The sequence below is a fragment of the Chitinophaga pinensis DSM 2588 genome, assembly GCF_000024005.1.
In the GTDB taxonomy this organism is placed as follows: Bacteria; Bacteroidota; Bacteroidia; order Chitinophagales; family Chitinophagaceae; genus Chitinophaga; species Chitinophaga pinensis.
Genome location: NC_013132.1, coordinates 1,419,335 through 1,436,471 on the forward strand (window position 1 = coordinate 1,419,335; position 17,137 = coordinate 1,436,471).

Here is a 17,137-nt window from a genome sequence, read left to right on the forward strand (position 1 = left end):
ATTCTTAATTGAATTACTGCGCCAGCAGTAGAAATATCGCTGGTTTCTTATGCAGTTCCGGTAATACCTGTTTCCACGCCTTCACGGTCTTCGTCCGGATAAACTCTTCCGGCCCTGTAATATCAGCCGCTACACATATCTGTGTGTTGTCTTTACAGTTATCCAGTAAGTCTTTGAGCAACTGGTTATTACGGTAAGGTGTTTCTATAAAGAGCTGTGTTTGTTGTTTCTTCTGTGACTGCATTTCCAGGTCACGGATCGCTTTGATTCTTTCGGGTGGTTTTACCGGCAGATAGCCGACAAACTGAAAGTTCTGTCCATTCATACCGGAAGCCATCAGTGCGAGTAGCATAGAGTTAGGGCCAACCATAGGAATGACAGGGGCTTCTATGGCATGTGCCACCTGTACAACTAGATGTCCCGGATCTGCAATAGCCGGACAGCCCGCTTCACTGATCACACCGATATCCTTACCGGAAAGCAGTAGCTGTTTTGCCAGGGCGGTATCAGGAGGCTGATGTTCAGACATCAGTAATAATTGCAGGGCATCGATGTTGATGCTTTTATCAAGCGCCTTTAAATATCTTCTGGCTGTACGCTCATTCTCCACAAAGAATACGCTGATCTGTTGTACCACCGGCGTCACATACGCAGGAATGGTATGCAGCGTGTCTGCACTGAGTACAGTGGGTATCAGGTATACCTTACCAGGTTGCGCCATGCAATAATCGTTTGTCGGATAAGTGAATAGTTGCGGCAATGACTGCATAGGAAGGAGCCATTACCCATCCCAGTACGGGAATGAACATCAGGATGTAAAACACCATACCGTTGCCCAATGCAATGCCTCTGTGTCCTTTGATAAAATTGATACTCTGTTTCGGACTCATTTGATGCCTTTCACAGCTGTAATCAACCATGGAGAAACCATAGAAATAACATTCTATAAAAAAGGCGAACAGTGGTGTGATCCAGCCAACGATCGGTATAAATGAGAGTATGATCAGGAATATTACGCAGATAGTCTGATACAGCATGTTACGCAGTGAGATAACGATCCCTCTGCCCATGTCCTTGAGGAACTGCTGCATACTGAATGGAAAATCACGTCTCTCCAGTATAGCCTCCGTCTTTTCCGAGAGGTAGGCAAACAAGGGAGAACCTAATATCAGAAAGAGATATTTGTAATAGGAAAAATACAGCAGCAATATCATGATCCTGATGGAGAAGGCCAGTAGAATGAAAAAGAAACTGACCCAGGTGCTTTCGAGATCCTGGATCCATATTTTAAGCGGAAGCAGGTTAAAAAGGTATTCAACAAACTCTCCGGAATATCCCCAGACAAAATAGCTGCCCGTCATAAATAATATGCAGTAAAGGATACCGGGCACAAGTATCCACTTCCATAACCTGTGCTGCATAATAAACTGATGCGCCTTCCCATATGCCTGAATGGCGGCCAGTACTTCTCTGAATGAAAACAAAATCCTGGATTTTAGTGGTTAGTTATTCGCTATAAGCATTGATCCGGTTGTAAATAACTAAAAATCAGTGGAACAATGGTAAAAAATATATACGGACAATAAAAAACCTGCCAGCTTATGCAACTGGCAGGTTCTTTTGAAATATCTTTTTATCAGATCAGAACCTCGGACAGAGTGTTCTGTATTTGCTTCCTTCGTTACGTCTATGTATGTAGATAAGAGATAACTCTATACCTCCGCGATAGTTAGACGCTGGTCTCAGCGTAGATACGTTCGTGTCATATGAAGCACCGAAGGTGAAACCTCCGATCTCAAGACCGAGATACGGGTTAATCGCATCTTTAACACGGTACCAGCTACCCAGATAGAACGTGGTTGGATTTTCATCGTCTCCGTTCAGGTTGAAACCATAAGCGCCACCGAATGATATTTCAGATGCAGTACTCTGCTTCATGAATATAGCACTGAAGTGGATGCGGTTAGCCCCATTTACTGGTACAGAACCACCACCATGTACTGTATACCTGGAGGTCAGACGGTTGTTGTTCTGCGCCATGAAGGTTTCAGTAGGCTGGGTAATATGATAATAAGACGCACCCAGATATATATTGGATGATTCGCCCACAAGTCCATTATACAAGATACCGATATTCGGATCTAAATAAGAGATGGTCGGATTGACGAATGTTTCACCATTCGGAATAGCAGGATTGTACCCGTTATTGTCGATCTGGTTTTCAAATATCAATTTCGTCTGGTCCAGACGTTTTTGTACCAGGGTAGCCTGTAAACCTACTGCGAGGGTGTGGTTCCCTTCCGGGTCCAGTCCTTTATGGTAGGCCGTACTAAAACTCAGGTATGTAGAGGTCAGTGCACCACCGCCGGTTCTGTCATACATCGCCATTACACCAACACCCCAGATGTCTGTGTAATTCAATACATTCTTCAGAATGCCGAAGTCCACTGCCGCGGTCCCGGTGGTAAATGGAGTCGAAATACTGCTCCACTGTGAACGATAGTTCCCTGAGACACGAAAATCGCCTGAAAACAGGCCAGTCATTGCCGGATTAAGTGTGAGTGGGGAGGCGAAGAACTGCGAAAAATGCGGATCCTGCGCCCTGGCCGGGTTCATCAGATAAAGGGCAATCGTGAAAAACAGCAACACTTTTTTCATAAAAAAATACTTATAAGTATAGGGTTTTCTCATGGTTCCATGTGAAGGTACACAATGCTACTCATATTCCAAATTAAAAATATATAACATTGTGTTAGAGAAATCCCTAAAGTGTTATAAATGAATGCTTAAACAGTCTAGTTTTTATTTGGCTGACTACTCAATTTTTTTGAAATTGATCCATTCTCACGATTAATAGGTTCTTACTGCTGTAGCTTATTTCCAAATGCGAGGTCTCCGGCATCTCCAAGTCCGGGTACAATATAGCCTTTGGCCGTTAGTTCGTCATCAATGTCACCGGCCCAGATGCTCAGATTGTTGTCGGCGTGTCTTTGTACATATTCAATTCCTACGGTACAGGCGATGGCTACTACAAGGTGGATATGCTTTGGTTTACCCAGGCTTTGCAGGTGTTCGATGGTTTTCACCAGGGACGCGCCGGTAGCGAGCATGGGATCTGAAAGGATAACTACCTGGCCATCAATAGACGGACTGGATACGTATTCAAGGTTGATATCAAATGTACCGTCGTGTTTATGCTTACGGTACGCAGAAATGAAGGCATGATCAGCTTTATCAAAGTAGTGCAGCAAACCCTGGTGTAATGCAAGGCCAGCTCTCAGGATAGTAGCGAGAACAGGTTGTTGTTTTAATACCCGGCAATTAGCGATACCAAGCGGCGTCTGTATTTCTTTCTCCTCGTATTCCAATGTTTTGCTGATCTCATAAGCGGCGATTTCGCCCACTCTTTCCATATTGCGTCTGAAACGCATACGGTCTGTCTGGATTTCTGCGCTTCTTATCTCACTTAGCCATTCTCCCACTAACGAATTGGTACTACTTAGATTCACTATCATGGGTGCAAAATACCAAAATTTTCAAAGCCCGGAAGGCTTAATAACAATAATGTAACGAAAATGTGGTTCAGGATCCTAAAACCCTGAACCACCTGGGAAAAACAATGAAGAAAGGCCGGCTAAAACGAACTATTTAGTGCCATGATTGTTACTGATTAATTGTGCTTTTTTTACCAATTGAATAAATTCCGCCCGATAGCCTTCTTCGTCCGTCCCACGGGCATTTCCGGCTAATTTCAATACCTGCTCATAACTGGCGTTCCCCTTGTGTTCGGAGTTACGCAACAGCAGTCCGAAGTCCGCAACAGCAGTGGCCATACGGAAATCTTCAGGCGCTGCGCTGATATCCTGCCGTTTCCAGTGCAATACCTGGGAAATCAGCTGACTGCTGGTGTCTGCCGGGTTTTTATACCGCAGTTTTACAGTTAGCACTTCCGTGTTATCGCCGGACACAGGTTGATTTTGCTGGTACTTTAAAGGATCTACGGCCGGCTGACCGGTCTGTACGCCTACCGGAACCACTTCGTACAGGGCAGTCACGGTATGACCTGCACCCATATCGCCGGCGTCTTTCTTATCATCATTGAAGTCTTCATTATTCAATAGCCTGTTCTCATAACCTACCAGCCTGTACGATTGTACATACTTAGGGTTGAATTCTACCTGCAGCTTCACATCCTTTGCAATGGTGAACAGAGTGCCGCCGAATTCGGTGGCAAAAGTGCGGCGTGCCTCTTCGAAATTGTCGATATACGCGTAGTTACCGTTTCCTTTGTCAGCCAGCAATTCCAGCTTATTGTCTTTATAATTACCCATACCAAAACCCAGTACGGAAAGGAATATGCCTTTTTCGCGTTTCTTTTCGATGATGCGTTGCAGTTCGCCATCACTGGAAGGACCAACGTTAAAGTCGCCATCTGTCGCAATGATCACGCGGTTGTTGCCACTCTTCAGCAGATATTCAGTAGCTGTTTTGTAGGCTAGTTGTACGCCTTCTCCGCCAGCAGTGGATCCTCCGGCTTCCAGTTTATCCAGGGCATCCAGAATCGCTGTTTTATGATCGCCGGAAGTCGATGGCAGTACCAGTCCTGCAGCGCCGGCATATACCACAATCGCTACCCTGTCAACAGGTCTTAACTGGTTCACCAGTAATTTGAACGCCTGTTTTACCAGTGGCAGTTTCTTCGCATCACTCATAGAACCTGATACATCGATCAGAAATACCAGGTTGGAAGGAGGCAGGTTATCTTTTGCTACATCTTTCCCTTTTAAGGCAATGCGCACCAGCTGGTGTGCGGTGTTCCACGGACATATGGCCATATCAGTGCGTACGGCTACCGGTGTGTTACCTGTTGGATTACTGTATTTATAATCAAAATAGTTGATCATTTCTTCCACTCTCACCGCATCTACCGGTGGCATATTGCCTTCATTCAGAAAACGACGGACGTTGGAATAAGAAGCTCTGTCCACGTCAATGGAAAAGGTACTGAGCGGATCACTGGCCACCGTATGAAAGCGGTTTTCATTCACAGGACTATAGTCTTCCGTATTGAACTGTGGCGCTCTTGAACCGTAAAATGCCGGACTGGCGCTCTTCATGTAAGCGTTTACAACGGGTGAACCAGCTACAGTTTTTGGCGCCTCTGGTACTATCATAGCGTTTACCACGACATCTTCCTGCAAACTTGTATTAACCGGGTCCAGTTGAATCATATATGATGATCTGGACCGGCCTTTTCGCAGTGTAAGGGTTTTAGTTTTATATCCAATGTACATCACGTCGACCACCGTTGTAGTATCTATCAGCATCTCAAAGCGGCCATCAATGTTCGTTATTGTGCCTGAATTGCTGCCTTTCCCACGTATCCTGATGGTGACGCCGGCAAGAGGTTGGTTGTTATTGTGGTCGGTTACCCGGCCTGTAATTTTAAAAGATTGAGTTGCAGGGGAAAGCCTGGCGATCGATTGTGCAAATCCTTCATTAGGTATACCTGCAATACTGAAAGCCATAAAGCCCAGGAGCAGCAGCGTGAGATGTTTTTGCATGGCACATTGTTTTAAGTCCGCATTTAAGATGCACGACCACCCCCTGATTCCATAAAACCTGAAAAAAAATGATGAAAGCGGCACATTATTTACTTTTGCACAAATTTTACCGCATGGTTTATAATGTAATTGGTGTAACGTCAGGTACTTCGCTGGCAGGATTGGACCTGGTTTTTGTGGCATTGACAGAAGTACGTGGAAAATGGACTTACGAAATAAAGGCGGCAGAACGCCTGGCATATACCTCCGAATGGGAGGAAAAACTGAGTGCTGCGGCAAAACTGTCTGCCCGGGATTACCTGTTGCTCCATGCTGAATATGGACATTTTACCGGCCATGCTATCAATCAGTTCATTACACAGCATGAACTCGACCATAAAGTACATTTTATTGCTGCACACGGACATACAGTATTCCATGTGCCTGCACAGAAAATGACCGCCCAGCTGGGAGATGGCGCTGCTATTGCTGCCGTTACCGGCCTGTCGGTGATCGGTGATCTGCGTGCGATGGATATCGCTTTAGGCGGAAAAGGAGCGCCGGTACTGCCGGTGGCAGAACAACTGCTGTTCCCGGATTACCGTTTCCGGGTGAACCTGGGAGAAAATGCGACTATCGCAGCGGAACAGGATGGTCAGCTGATCGCATGGGACGTTTGTCCGGCTAATTATGTGCTGGATACCCTGGCGGGAATGCTGGGCCGTGCATTTGATGAAGAAGGTAAACTGGCAGCTGGCGGTGTGACCGATCAGAAACTGCTGGATGCGCTGAACGGATTGGCTTTCTACAATGAAAAATACCCCAAGACATTGGCAGCAAAATTCGGAACCGGTACTATTCTGCCGATGATCCAGCAACATCAGCTGTCAACACAAGGGAAACTGAATACTTATACGCAGCACATTGCCGCGCAGATTGCGGTAGCCGTACGACAACTGGCTTCTCAGGAAGAAGGTGTAACGCATAATCTCTTACTGACAGGTGGTGGTACGAAGAATACCTACCTGGTAGAGACAATACAGCAGGCGTTACAGGTACAAAATATTACGGTAACTGTTCAGGAAGAACCTTTCAGGAATGCGCTGATGATTGCATTACTGGGGGCATTGCGCTGGAGACAGGAACCAAATGCACTGGCATCTGTAACAGGTGCTGAAAAAGATAGTGTAGGCGGGGCTTTGTGGGCAGTGTGACAAACAAATTGCAGGTATATGTATGCATATACCTGCAATTATAATCAATATGCTATAAGATAGCTGCTGTAAAGCTGAAATGATCTCCGTCAAACAATCCCTTGTCACTCAGTTTCAGATGCGGAATAACCAGCAGCGCCATGAATGATAATGTCATGAAAGGCGCATCCAGTTTGCTTCCCAGTGCTTTCGCCGCTTTGTCCAGCTGACTGTATTGTGCCGCTACTTCATAACCATCTAAGTTGCTCATTAACCCGGCAACAGGCAACGGCAATATGCTCACTTCACTATTGCTCACTACACTTACACCGCCCTTATGTGTAATGACTGCATTGACTGCCTCTGCGATGCTTTCATCATCTACGCCGACTACGATGATATTATGGCTGTCATGCGCAACGGATGAAGCAATAGCGCCCTGTTTAAAACCAAAGTTCCTGATGAAGCCCAATGCGACAGGCGCTTCCTGGTAACGGTTTACGACCGCCAGTTTCAGTATGTCTTTTTCTGTTGAAGAGAATAACTGATTGTCCACAACAGGCAATGTCTCTGTAAAACTATTGGTGATCAGTTGTCCGTCGAGCGCTTCTATCACTTTTACTTTCGCCGTAATACCGTCAGCGGTAATACGAAAATCGCTTGTTGATTTTGGTGTACAGGCAAAGTTGTTAATCACCGGTGCAATGACAGAAGGGATCAATGTTTCTCCGTTTTGGGCGACCAGCTGACCGTTGATATAAGTTGCCTTGATGTTGAATGTGTCGGGATGATCTGCCACGATAAAGTCAGCAGGATCGCCTACGCGTAATAATCCGGCAGGTATCTTGTAATGTAATACCGGATTCACACAGGCCGCACGCAGTACTTTAAACAGATCAATCTTTAATGCCAATGCTCTTCTTACCAGTGCATCGATATGTCCTTCTACAAGATTATCCGGGTGCTTATCATCACTACAGAACATGATCTTTTCAGGATGATCCTGTAACAGTGGTATGAGCGCGTCGAAGTTGCGAGCAGCACTGCCTTCTCTGATCAGGATATGCATACCGTATTGCAGTTTGTCTAATGCTTCCGCTGCGGTAAAACATTCGTGATCTGTACTGATGCCGGCAGCGATATACTTTTTTGCGTCTTCGCCCCGCAGACCAGGTGCATGTCCATCAACAGGTTTACCGATACGTTTTGCCGCTGCAATCTTCTCCATTACATCTGCCTGTTCATGCAGTACGCCGGGGAAGTTCATCATCTCTGTGAGATAAAGTACTTCCGGTTTTTGCAGTAATGCTTCTACATCCGCAACTGTGACTTCAGCACCTGCTGTTTCAAAGATGGTTGCGGGTACGCAGGAAGGCGCGCCGAAGCAGAACTTAAAGGGAACGGTCTTCCCGTTTTCCAGCATGTATTCAACACCCTGTACACCCAGTACGTTCGCTATTTCGTGCGGATCTGAAACCGTAGCTATGGTACCATGTACAACGGCCAGTCTGGCGAATTGTGAGGGCGTCAGCATAGAGCTTTCTACGTGCACATGTGCATCTACAAAACCAGGCAGCAGGTACTGTTCATGTGTCGTTGCGTCTTCTGTAATACGGGCGATACGGCCGTTTTCAACGGTAACGGTAGCCGGATAGATCTTTTGTTGCAGGATATCTATCAGGTTACCGGATATCTGAAAGGAGGTGGACATTCCCTGTGATTTTAAGATGAATAATTTTGCAGCATTTTTTTAGCTTCTGCGGAGAGCTTTTCTGTCAGTGACGCAGGTTGCAGCACTTTTACGTTTGCGCCATAACTCAACAGCAGCATCTGTAATTCATGATTGATCACAACATTGATAGAAATGCGGCATTCCTTGTCATTGTCTTTTTCAACCTGCTGTGAAGGATGGATAGGTTGTGATTTAATGTACTTACCCTGCAATGGGGTAAATGCCAGTATCACTTTTTCTGGTTCTCCCTGCGGTACCGTCACGCCGATAGCGTGCTGATAATAGCTGGCATCATCGAAGTTCTTTTCATCGAATGTTTTATTGGTCGGCCAGATGTCTACGATCCTGTCCAGTGCGAATGTCAGCAGGGTACCACCTTTTGCCTTCTGACTTTTACCGATCAGGTAAAAGCGGTACTGGTATTCACGCAGGTGATACGGTTCTACCCAGTGTTCTTTCGGTTCATTCCGGTCAAAACTCTGATAGGCGATGCGTATCACTTCCCTGCCTTTGATCGCATCTACGATGAAGGGAATATGCGCAGCGCCTTTGTACTGTGTGGTACGGGCAAATTTGATCAGTCCTTTGTGCTCCAGTACTTCCCTGTTCTTTTTCAGGCTGGTCGCTATTTTGAGGATAGCGTCCTCAAACTGCACAATGACAGGGAGACTGCGGAATTGTTCCAGTATACCGATGGCGATTTCCAGCCCCTGGAGATCCGCTTCATCTATGGGCAGACTATTGATAGAGTAGGTGTCGTCAGTATAACGATAAGTGCCTGTACTGCGATCGTACAGGATAGGCGCCTTATAGTTCAGTTCGGGGTCATGGCGCATGTCCTGGATGTCTTTCTGGATCGTACGTACGGAAATGGTGGTGTCCATTTTCCCGGATACGAATTCAATCAGATCCTCCAGGGTGGGTTTTCTCAAACGCTTGTTGCGTAAACGCTCGTCTATCCAGCGATAACGCGAAACAGCATCCTTGTTTTTAGGCATGCATGGAAATATTTAGAGGATAAAAATAGTTAAAATTCGCTACGCAAATTCTCTGCGTTTTGCACCGGTATCTTTGTATCGTTATCAACAACTAATCGGTTATGAAACAGACAAATACCGCTACTGTTAGTACCTCCGAAGCAATATCAGTTGGCCAGATCATCCTGGATGATACCAATTATTTAACCTTCTGGGGCCACATCAAAAAAGATGATACCTGGCAGCGTTGTGACTTCATCACAACCTACGAAGTGTTAAATACCATGTTACGCTATGTACAGGACAGAAGTGATGCTGTGCAGATGACAATTGTACAGAAGCTGGAAAACATGGAACAAATCCCGGATATGATAGATCTGGAGATGGAGCTGGGAAAAGCAGTATTGTTTGATAACATGTATTTCAGGTTAGCCCGCCCCGGAAACCGCGAGAACGGCCACTGGGTTGAATATACAGCAGGTGAATGCTACTATATAGAGCAGGTGACCCCATTACCTTCTGCCAGCGTACCCCATTACGTCAGAAAAATAGACCATTGTATGGAAATGCTCCACAAGAGCTATGAACTGTACCTCGGCTATATTGAACTGGAATTTGATGAAGACGCAGCACGTAAAAAATCCGATCTGGCAGACGATCTTAAGTTTACACTGGCATATTATGCCTGGAAAGAAAGGACCTTATAAACTCGTACCCCATACTATTCTTGTGAACCCCTGAATGAACCCTGAAAAACCCTGATAACCCCGAAAAAGCGACCCGGTAACCCCTACGGTGTTGTGTTGCGCTTCTAGGTAAGCGTTATCCCTAATACCTTTTGCGTCCAGTTGTTTGTCTTAACTCCGCCCTGCCTGTTCTTCAGGCAGGGATTTTTTTTTTGAAAAATCATCGCAAAGTCTATAATATTTGTAGGAAAATCCTATTTTTGAATACTCTAAAAACAAGAGAACTTATGAGCTTAAGATTAGGAGATACCGCACCGAACTTTCAGGCTAAGACTTCACAGGGTGATATTGATTTTTATGAGTTCCTGGGAGACAGCTGGGGAGTATTATTTTCACATCCGGCTGACTATACACCCGTATGTACTACCGAATTAGGTAAAACAGCACAACTTAAAGACGATTTCGCAAAGCGTAATGTAAAAGTACTGGCGCTGAGCGTAGATCCACTGGAAAAACACCTGGGTTGGATCAACGATATCAACGAAACACAGAACACAGATGTTCAGTTTCCTATTATCGCTGACGAAGACAGGAAAGTTTCCGATCTTTATGATATGATCCATCCGAATGCTTCAGAAACCTTTACAGTAAGGTCTTTGTTCATTATCGGACCTGATAAAAAAGTAAAACTGATGATCACTTATCCGGCTTCAACCGGCAGAAACTTCAATGAGATTCTGCGTGTGATCGACTCTCTGCAGCTGACTGCTAACTACAGCGTAGCGACTCCTGCAAACTGGGTTGATGGTGAAGACGTTATCGTGACCGCTGCGGTGAAAACCGAAGATATTCCGGGTCGTTTCCCAAAAGGTCATAAGATCGTTAAGCCTTACTTAAGAACAACGCCTCAGCCGAACAAATAAGGCAGAAAGCTGTTAACAAGTAAGAAAATTGATAAACTTGTTCGTTTAAAACCTGCACCTTATATGTGTCAGGTTTTTATTCATAAGATTTTTTAATGGTTGGTTTTTGATTTTTACGAAACGGGGATTTCTCCCCGTTTTTTCTTTTTATACCAGTCTGTAAAGGCGGTCCCAGGTAGCATCGATGCCAGGTACCGCCTTTAACATTTTAATTAAGTACTATGGGTAATATCGTTGTGATGAAGTTATAATGGACAGGAGGTGGACTTGATACGCAGGGGATAGGCAGGAGGTAGGTACATAACAGGCTAGGGCGGGGCACAAAAAAAGGCGGTCTCTTGCCGAAACCGCCTGTATATCAATAGTCTGTATACGCTTTTATAAAACCAGCTCTGTGCTTCTGCCGCTGTTTTTACGCAGCTGCGTTACAACTGCCTGAATATCTTTTGGCAGCGGGGCTTCAATCACGTTTTCTTCTCCCTGCTGATCTTTGAATTGCAACTGCCACGCGTGCAGTCCTAGTCGGCTCAGCAGCGGACGTTCTTCCTCTACTCTTTTACCCAGTTTATAGTTCTTCTTGATAGCAGACAGATAAACCGGCGCAGCAGTACCATATAGCTCGTCTACGGCGATCGGATGGCCCAGATGCTTCATATGTACGCGAATCTGGTGGGTACGGCCTGTATGGATCTGTAATTGCACCAGGCTGTAGAGGCCAAATGCTTCTAATACCTGATAGTCAGTCTGGGCGTTTTTACCCTTTCTGTTGGTCACCATTCTGCCTTTGATGGTCGGATGCTCCATAATGGCTTCATCCACGCTGCCGGTTTCCGGGTGTAATTGTCCGTTTACCAGGCCTTTATAGAATTTCTTCACATTACGGCCTTCGAACAGCTGCGAATAATATTTGTGGGCTACCTCATTTTTGGCAAACAGGATCACGCCACTGGTGTCTTTATCCAGGCGGTGTACCGTGAAGATTTCACCGTAATGCTTTTTCAGCAATCCCTGGAGGGAATCCAGCTGGTTATCATGCCTGTCCGGAATGGTCAGCATACCTGCAGGTTTGTTCAGAATAACAAAGTCTGCCGTTTCTTTTATGATGATGTCGTTAATGCGCATAATTTACTTAAAGTGCTTCAGAAGGATGATCTCTTTTTCTGTCAGGAAACGCCATTTACCACGGTTGATGTTCTTCTTGGTAAGACCGGCGTAAGTAACACGGTCCAGTTTTTCCACTTCGTATTCTAGGTGTTCGAAAATGCGGCGTACGATACGGTTTTTACCACTGTGAATTTCAATACCAACCTGTGTTTTATCACCGGCTTCCACGTATCCAAGTGCATCTACATTGGCCACACCATCTTCCAGAGTCACCCCTTGCAGAATGTTTTCAAAGTGCGCTTTGGTCAGTGGTTTATTCAGTCCTACGTGATAAATCTTTTTGATATTGTGTTTCGGATGCGCCAGTTTCTGCGCCAGTTCGCCATCATTGGTCAGCAGCAGCAAACCAGATGTATTACGGTCAAGACGGCCTACAGGATATACGCGCTGTTCTTCTGTAGTGGCGTCCTGGATCAGTTCCATGACTGTTTTACGGCCTTCCGGATCATCAGTGGTAGTGATGTATCCTTTTGGTTTGTTCAACAGAATATATACCAGGTTTTTCTGGATATTGATCTTCCTGTTGTTGATCGCTACTTCGTCTTTTGCAGTTACCTTAAACGCCGGCTCAGTAATGAGTTCGCCATTTACGGTCACTTTTCCTTCCTTGACAAAGTCCACTGCTTTTCTACGGGAACAAAGGCCGGAGTGTGCGATGTATTTATTCAGCGGCATTTCGCCTGGTGCGTTACCGGATTCTTCATTCTTAGACGATCTTTTACCATATGAATCATCTTCATGACGAGCCCTTCTGGTAGCCAGTTTACGATCCTGTTTACCGGCAAAGCGCTCGTTAGCAGTATCGAAATATTTTTTACGGTTAAAGCCGCTTGGCGTAGGACGTTCGTCTCTGCTACCGCGTTTACCGGCTTTTTTATCGTCAGTGCCATGGAAAGCACTGTCGTCCGCCTGTTGTGGCTTTGGTTTGAATGGCGTTCTGCCGCTGGCCGTTTTGCGTACCGGCTCTATGCGGCGTCTGCGGCCGTTTTCATCTCTTTCAGGACGTTTAGAAGCTGGTTTTTCACCACCGTCCTTACGGAAGCCGCGTGGACCTTTGTGTTCGCCATCATTCTCTTTACGTTCGGTACGGAAAGGGCGGTCACTTTTTTTGAAATCGCCACGGTCTTTATTGTCATCGTCTTTACGTGCAGGACGTAAAGGACGTTCATTTCTTTTGAAATCTCCGCGCTCCCTGTTATCGTCGTCTTTGCGTGCAGGGCGGAAAGGGCGTTCGTTTCTTTTAAAATCTCCGCGCTCCTTGTTATCGTCGTCCTTACGTGCAGGACGGAAAGGACGCTCACCTCTTTTGGATGCTTCGCGGCCATTGTTTTCTTTATCACTGCGTTCGCTGCGGAAAGGGCGTTCACCTCTTTTATCGCCGCGACCCGGCTTTTCGTCATCACCTCTTTTGCGGTCAGTGTTGCCAAAGCGTTGACCACCTTTATTGGAACTGCTGCTTTTATTTTCCTTGAAAGGGGAAAATCCTTTCTTAGCAGGTGTATTTTTTCTCATCTGTTTGTTTTTGAAAATTGTTTGCAGGAAACTGATCAACCTTTATTAGCCAACTGACCGCAGGCCGCATCGATGTCTTTACCGCGACTACGACGAAGACGGGCATTTACTCTGTTTTTGGACAGGTATTCCATGAATGCCTCGGCAACGTCCTCATCAGGTTTCATGAAGCGGGCGTTGGAAATTGGATTGTACTCAATAATGTTGACCAGATCTGCAGGTACCTGGCGGTATATGCGGATCAGCTCTTCGGCATCTTTGAAGGAGTCGTTAAAGTCCTTAAAGAGAATATATTCGAAGGAGATCTGGTTTTGTGTTTCTTTATAGAAGTAGTTCAATGCTTCGATCAGTACCTTGAGGTTGTTGGTATCATTGATCGGCATGATCTGGCTGCGTTTTTCATCATTGGCAGCGTGCAGGGATAATGCGAGGTTGAACTTCACCTTATCGTCTCCCAGCTGGCGGATCATTTTGGCTACCCCGGCAGTAGATACGGTGATACGTCTTGGCGACATACCCAGACCATCCGGAGAAGTGATGCGCTCAATAGACTGCAATACGTTTTTATAGTTCAGGAGTGGTTCTCCCATACCCATATACACGATATTGCTGAGCTTCTTGCCATATGCTTCCATTGCCTGCTGGTTCAGGAGGGCAACCTCATCGTAAATTTCATCGAAATCCAGGTTACGCTTACGGTCCATATAACCGGTTGCGCAGAATTTGCAGCTCAGACTGCAACCCACCTGGGAAGATACGCAGGCAGTCTGACGGGTGTCCGTAGGGATCAATACCCCTTCCACCATATGCCCGTCATGCAGCCTGAAACGGCTCTTGATGGTGCCGTCGTCGCTGTGCTGGGTAGTATCTGTCGTGATTGCCGGAAGTGTGAAATGTTCTTCCAGTTTACTGCGTAAGTCTTTGGAAATGTTGGTCATAGCGTCGAAGCTGGTAGCATGTTTCAGCCACAGCCACTCATACACCTGTTTGGCGCGGAAAGGCTTTTCCTCTATAGACCCAAAGTATTTCTGTAATTCCGGTAAGCTGAGGTGCCGGATATTTGTTTTGCCCGATTTCATTCCTGACCTTTAATTGAGATAATGTCTGCCTTACGGCAGTCGGTAGTAAGCGGCAAAGGTACGACATTTTATCCACGGACCATCAGAAAACGGGTAGATCCCTTCCAGATAAGGATTTCCGGGTAATATCCGGCTATTTCTCCGTATTATATCGTTACTATACCGCCATTACGCCGTTACCGCTTCGTTCATGAACGGAGAGATAACGGCCTAATTACGTCGTAGTAAGGGTTTAATGGAAGAAACAAGCCATTTTAACGGAGAAAGCGGCTACTGTATTGGTATTACCCTTGATTCCACTACATTTACAACCTTTATTAACCAAAGCAATCCATCAAAGCAATGCAAGCTGCTTACATAGTAGACGCGGTCCGCACCCCAATAGGCCGTTATGGTGGGGTTCTGAGTACGATCCGGCCAGACGATATGCTGGCTCACCTGATCAAAGCCATTCTTGAACGTAATCCGACATTAGATCCTGCTGGTATTGAAGATGTTATAGCCGGCGCCACCAACCAGGCCGGTGAAGATAACCGGGATGTGGCCCGTATGGCTGCATTACTGGCCGGACTGCCCGTGACGGTACCGGGTAATACGGTAAACCGCCTCTGTGCCTCCGGTATGCAGGCCATTATGGATGCCGCAAGGGCTATTATGTGTGGTGATGGAGACGTATATCTTGCCGGAGGGGTGGAAAGCATGACCCGCGCTCCGTTAGTGATGCCAAAGGCAGACGGCGCCTTCAGCCGTAAAACAGAAATGTATGATTCTACAATAGGCTGGCGATTTACCAATAAGAAGCTGGCAGACATGTATCATCCCTATTCCATGGGCGAAACGGCAGAAAATGTTGCCCGTCAGTGGAACATCAGCAGGGAGGAACAGGATCTGTTTGCTTATCAGAGCCAGCTGAAGTATAAAACCGCATATGATGCCGGTAAATGGGCGGCAGAGATCATCCCGATCGCTATCACACCTAATAAACAGGGACAGGTAATTATCAGCGATGATGAGCCACCAAGGGAAACTTCCCTGGAAAAGCTGGCAGGACTGAAACCTGCTTTTGCCAAAGAAGGAAGTGTTACCGCAGGTAATTCTGCCGGTATCAACGATGGTGCTGCCTGTGTATTGATCGTATCAGAGCAGGCATTGAAACAGTATAACCTGAAACCATTGATGCAGATAAAGGCAATGGCGGTGGCAGGTGTAGATCCTTCGATTATGGGAATCGGTCCGGTACCCGCTTCGCAGAAAGCATTACACCGGGCGGGACTGACGGTAGATCAGCTTGATCTGATTGAATTGAATGAAGCATTTGCCGTACAGGCCCTGGCTTGTATCCGTGATCTGGGATTAGATACTTCGAAGATCAATGTGAACGGAGGTTCCATCGCCATCGGGCATCCGCTGGGATGTACGGGCGCGCGGATTGCAGCTACACTGTTGCATGAATTCAAACGCAGGCCACAGGCAAAGTATGGACTGACCACCATGTGTGTGGGAGTAGGACAGGGCGCCGCGATGATTTACGAGAACCTGGTATAGGAAAATAAGAACGGGCGGTCGGAGTCTCCCGGCCGCCCGTTGATGGCAAGCAAAAAAAGGATTACAAACAAATCTGTTTCTCCGTCATCATCTTCCGGAGATTTATCAGACCATATCTCATACGGCCCAATGCGGTATTGATGCTCACCTGGGTGAGATCGGCAATTTCTTTGAAACTGAGGTCTGCGTAGTGGCGGAGGATGATCACCTCACGCTGTTCTTCCGGCAGCAGGTCGAGCATACGTCTTACACGATCGTGGCTCTGTGCCGTGATCATTTTTTCTTCTGCACTGCTCTCGCTGAAATTCAATACGTTGAAAATATCTTTGTCGTCGCTGGTCTTGATGATAGGAGTACGCTTGATTTTACGGAAGTGATCCACACACAGGTTATGTGCAATACGCATCGCCCAGGGGAGGAATTTTCCTTTTTCCGTATAGCGTTCAGCTCTGATAGTATCTATAATCTTTATAAAGGTATCCTGGAAAATGTCTTCTGCCAGGAAAGCGTCTTTCACAAGTAATACGATAGAGGTATAGAGCTTATCTTTGTGTCTGTGCACTAATTCTTCCAATGCCGAAGCGTGACCCTTTTTGAAGAGGGTAATTAGCTGCTCATCACTTAGTTTGTACATTATTTGCATAAACTTCTACAATAGCGGGTTTATAATAAAAATAGGACTTGTGACAGTCGTAGGAAAAATGTGTAGAGTTTATGCTATAATAGGTAGTTTTAGCGGTTATAAATATGAACCTGGGAAGACCTTCAGGTTTCATCTAATGC

The 17,137-nt window shown here is 46.0% G+C and carries 15 protein-coding genes; 4 read left to right on the forward strand and 11 right to left on the reverse strand.

Going from position 1 to position 17,137, the window contains the following annotated elements:
• Positions 1 to 13: 13 nt before the first annotated feature.
• From CPIN_RS05905 to CPIN_RS05925, 5 genes are all read right to left on the reverse strand, one after another.
• Positions 14 to 721 (reverse strand): SAM-dependent methyltransferase, encoded by a 708-nt coding sequence (locus CPIN_RS05905; protein WP_012788866.1) that lies wholly within the window; start codon positions 719 to 721, stop codon positions 14 to 16.
• The gene (locus CPIN_RS05910; RefSeq protein ID WP_012788867.1) at positions 705 to 1,484 is read right to left on the reverse strand and encodes an EI24 domain-containing protein; all 780 of its coding nucleotides are present in this window, start codon (positions 1,482 to 1,484) and stop codon (positions 705 to 707) included. The genes CPIN_RS05905 and CPIN_RS05910 overlap by 17 nt, the downstream gene beginning before the upstream one ends.
• 157 nt (positions 1,485 to 1,641) lie before the next feature.
• Positions 1,642 to 2,658 (reverse strand): PorP/SprF family type IX secretion system membrane protein, encoded by a 1,017-nt coding sequence (locus CPIN_RS05915; RefSeq protein WP_012788868.1) that lies wholly within the window; start codon positions 2,656 to 2,658, stop codon positions 1,642 to 1,644.
• A gap of 203 nt (positions 2,659 to 2,861) precedes the next feature.
• On the reverse strand, positions 2,862 to 3,515 hold the full coding sequence (gene upp, locus CPIN_RS05920) for a uracil phosphoribosyltransferase (RefSeq protein WP_012788869.1): 654 nt from the start codon (positions 3,513 to 3,515) through the stop codon (positions 2,862 to 2,864).
• Positions 3,516 to 3,644: 129 nt separating this feature from the next.
• A complete protein-coding gene (locus tag CPIN_RS05925) occupies positions 3,645 to 5,564 on the reverse strand; it encodes a vWA domain-containing protein (RefSeq protein WP_012788870.1) in 1,920 nt (639 codons plus the stop codon).
• A 113-nt stretch (positions 5,565 to 5,677) separates the two neighbouring features.
• On the opposite strand from CPIN_RS05925, the gene CPIN_RS05930 reads away from it, so the two are divergent.
• The gene (locus CPIN_RS05930; RefSeq protein WP_012788871.1) at positions 5,678 to 6,757 is read left to right on the forward strand and encodes an anhydro-N-acetylmuramic acid kinase; all 1,080 of its coding nucleotides are present in this window, start codon (positions 5,678 to 5,680) and stop codon (positions 6,755 to 6,757) included.
• A 52-nt stretch (positions 6,758 to 6,809) separates the two neighbouring features.
• Here the strand turns inward: CPIN_RS05930 and ade are convergent, their stop codons facing one another.
• Entirely contained in the window at positions 6,810 to 8,447 is a 1,638-nt protein-coding gene (gene ade / locus CPIN_RS05935) for an adenine deaminase (RefSeq protein ID WP_012788872.1), read from the reverse strand.
• 11 nt (positions 8,448 to 8,458) lie between these two features.
• Complete coding sequence (locus tag CPIN_RS05940; protein WP_012788873.1) at positions 8,459 to 9,466, reverse strand: helix-turn-helix transcriptional regulator; 1,008 nt, start codon at positions 9,464 to 9,466, stop codon at positions 8,459 to 8,461.
• A 101-nt stretch (positions 9,467 to 9,567) separates the two neighbouring features.
• Here CPIN_RS05940 and CPIN_RS05945 point away from each other — a divergent pair, with 101 nt between their 5' ends.
• Positions 9,568 to 10,152, forward strand: coding sequence for a hypothetical protein (locus tag CPIN_RS05945; protein ID WP_012788874.1), 585 nt, complete (start codon positions 9,568 to 9,570; stop codon positions 10,150 to 10,152).
• Between the two features lie 266 nt (positions 10,153 to 10,418).
• On the forward strand, positions 10,419 to 11,054 hold the full coding sequence (locus CPIN_RS05950) for a peroxiredoxin (RefSeq protein ID WP_012788875.1): 636 nt from the start codon (positions 10,419 to 10,421) through the stop codon (positions 11,052 to 11,054).
• A gap of 378 nt (positions 11,055 to 11,432) precedes the next feature.
• On the opposite strand, the gene CPIN_RS05955 is transcribed toward CPIN_RS05950, so the two are convergent.
• From CPIN_RS05955 to rlmN, 3 genes are read right to left on the reverse strand one after another with little or no spacing between them, the layout of a single operon-like run.
• A complete protein-coding gene (locus tag CPIN_RS05955) occupies positions 11,433 to 12,176 on the reverse strand; it encodes an RluA family pseudouridine synthase (RefSeq protein ID WP_012788876.1) in 744 nt (247 codons plus the stop codon).
• A gap of 3 nt (positions 12,177 to 12,179) precedes the next feature.
• Positions 12,180 to 13,730, reverse strand: a complete 1,551-nt coding sequence (locus tag CPIN_RS39305) for a pseudouridine synthase (protein ID WP_012788877.1) — start codon at positions 13,728 to 13,730, stop codon at positions 12,180 to 12,182.
• Positions 13,731 to 13,765: 35 nt separating this feature from the next.
• Entirely contained in the window at positions 13,766 to 14,809 is a 1,044-nt protein-coding gene (gene rlmN, locus CPIN_RS05965; RefSeq protein WP_012788878.1) for a dual-specificity RNA methyltransferase RlmN, read from the reverse strand.
• A gap of 342 nt (positions 14,810 to 15,151) precedes the next feature.
• Between rlmN and CPIN_RS05970 the strand changes: the two genes are divergently transcribed.
• On the forward strand, positions 15,152 to 16,354 hold the full coding sequence (locus tag CPIN_RS05970; RefSeq protein ID WP_012788879.1) for a thiolase family protein: 1,203 nt from the start codon (positions 15,152 to 15,154) through the stop codon (positions 16,352 to 16,354).
• A 61-nt stretch (positions 16,355 to 16,415) separates the two neighbouring features.
• On the opposite strand, the gene CPIN_RS05975 is transcribed toward CPIN_RS05970, so the two are convergent.
• Positions 16,416 to 16,988, reverse strand: a complete 573-nt coding sequence (locus CPIN_RS05975) for a sigma-70 family RNA polymerase sigma factor (protein ID WP_012788880.1) — start codon at positions 16,986 to 16,988, stop codon at positions 16,416 to 16,418.
• Between the last annotated feature and the right edge of the window lie 149 nt (positions 16,989 to 17,137).

Excerpts from the sequence above, each read along its gene's own strand:
- CPIN_RS05905 (WP_012788866.1), bottom strand. The coding sequence starts at position 721 with ATGGCGCAACCTGGTAAGGTATACCTGATACCCACTGTACTCAGTGCA.
- CPIN_RS05915 (WP_012788868.1), bottom strand. The coding sequence starts at position 2,658 with ATGAAAAAAGTGTTGCTGTTTTTCACGATTGCCCTTTATCTGATGAAC.
- upp (WP_012788869.1), bottom strand. The coding sequence starts at position 3,515 with ATGATAGTGAATCTAAGTAGTACCAATTCGTTAGTGGGAGAATGGCTA.
- CPIN_RS05925 (WP_012788870.1), bottom strand. The coding sequence starts at position 5,564 with ATGCAAAAACATCTCACGCTGCTGCTCCTGGGCTTTATGGCTTTCAGT.
- CPIN_RS05930 (WP_012788871.1), top strand. The coding sequence starts at position 5,678 with ATGGTTTATAATGTAATTGGTGTAACGTCAGGTACTTCGCTGGCAGGA.
- ade (WP_012788872.1), bottom strand. The coding sequence starts at position 8,447 with ATGTCCACCTCCTTTCAGATATCCGGTAACCTGATAGATATCCTGCAA.
- CPIN_RS05940 (WP_012788873.1), bottom strand. The coding sequence starts at position 9,466 with ATGCCTAAAAACAAGGATGCTGTTTCGCGTTATCGCTGGATAGACGAG.
- CPIN_RS05945 (WP_012788874.1), top strand. The coding sequence starts at position 9,568 with ATGAAACAGACAAATACCGCTACTGTTAGTACCTCCGAAGCAATATCA.
- CPIN_RS05950 (WP_012788875.1), top strand. The coding sequence starts at position 10,419 with ATGAGCTTAAGATTAGGAGATACCGCACCGAACTTTCAGGCTAAGACT.
- CPIN_RS05955 (WP_012788876.1), bottom strand. The coding sequence starts at position 12,176 with ATGCGCATTAACGACATCATCATAAAAGAAACGGCAGACTTTGTTATT.
- CPIN_RS39305 (WP_012788877.1), bottom strand. The coding sequence starts at position 13,730 with ATGAGAAAAAATACACCTGCTAAGAAAGGATTTTCCCCTTTCAAGGAA.
- rlmN (WP_012788878.1), bottom strand. The coding sequence starts at position 14,809 with ATGAAATCGGGCAAAACAAATATCCGGCACCTCAGCTTACCGGAATTA.
- CPIN_RS05970 (WP_012788879.1), top strand. The coding sequence starts at position 15,152 with ATGCAAGCTGCTTACATAGTAGACGCGGTCCGCACCCCAATAGGCCGT.
- CPIN_RS05975 (WP_012788880.1), bottom strand. The coding sequence starts at position 16,988 with ATGTACAAACTAAGTGATGAGCAGCTAATTACCCTCTTCAAAAAGGGT.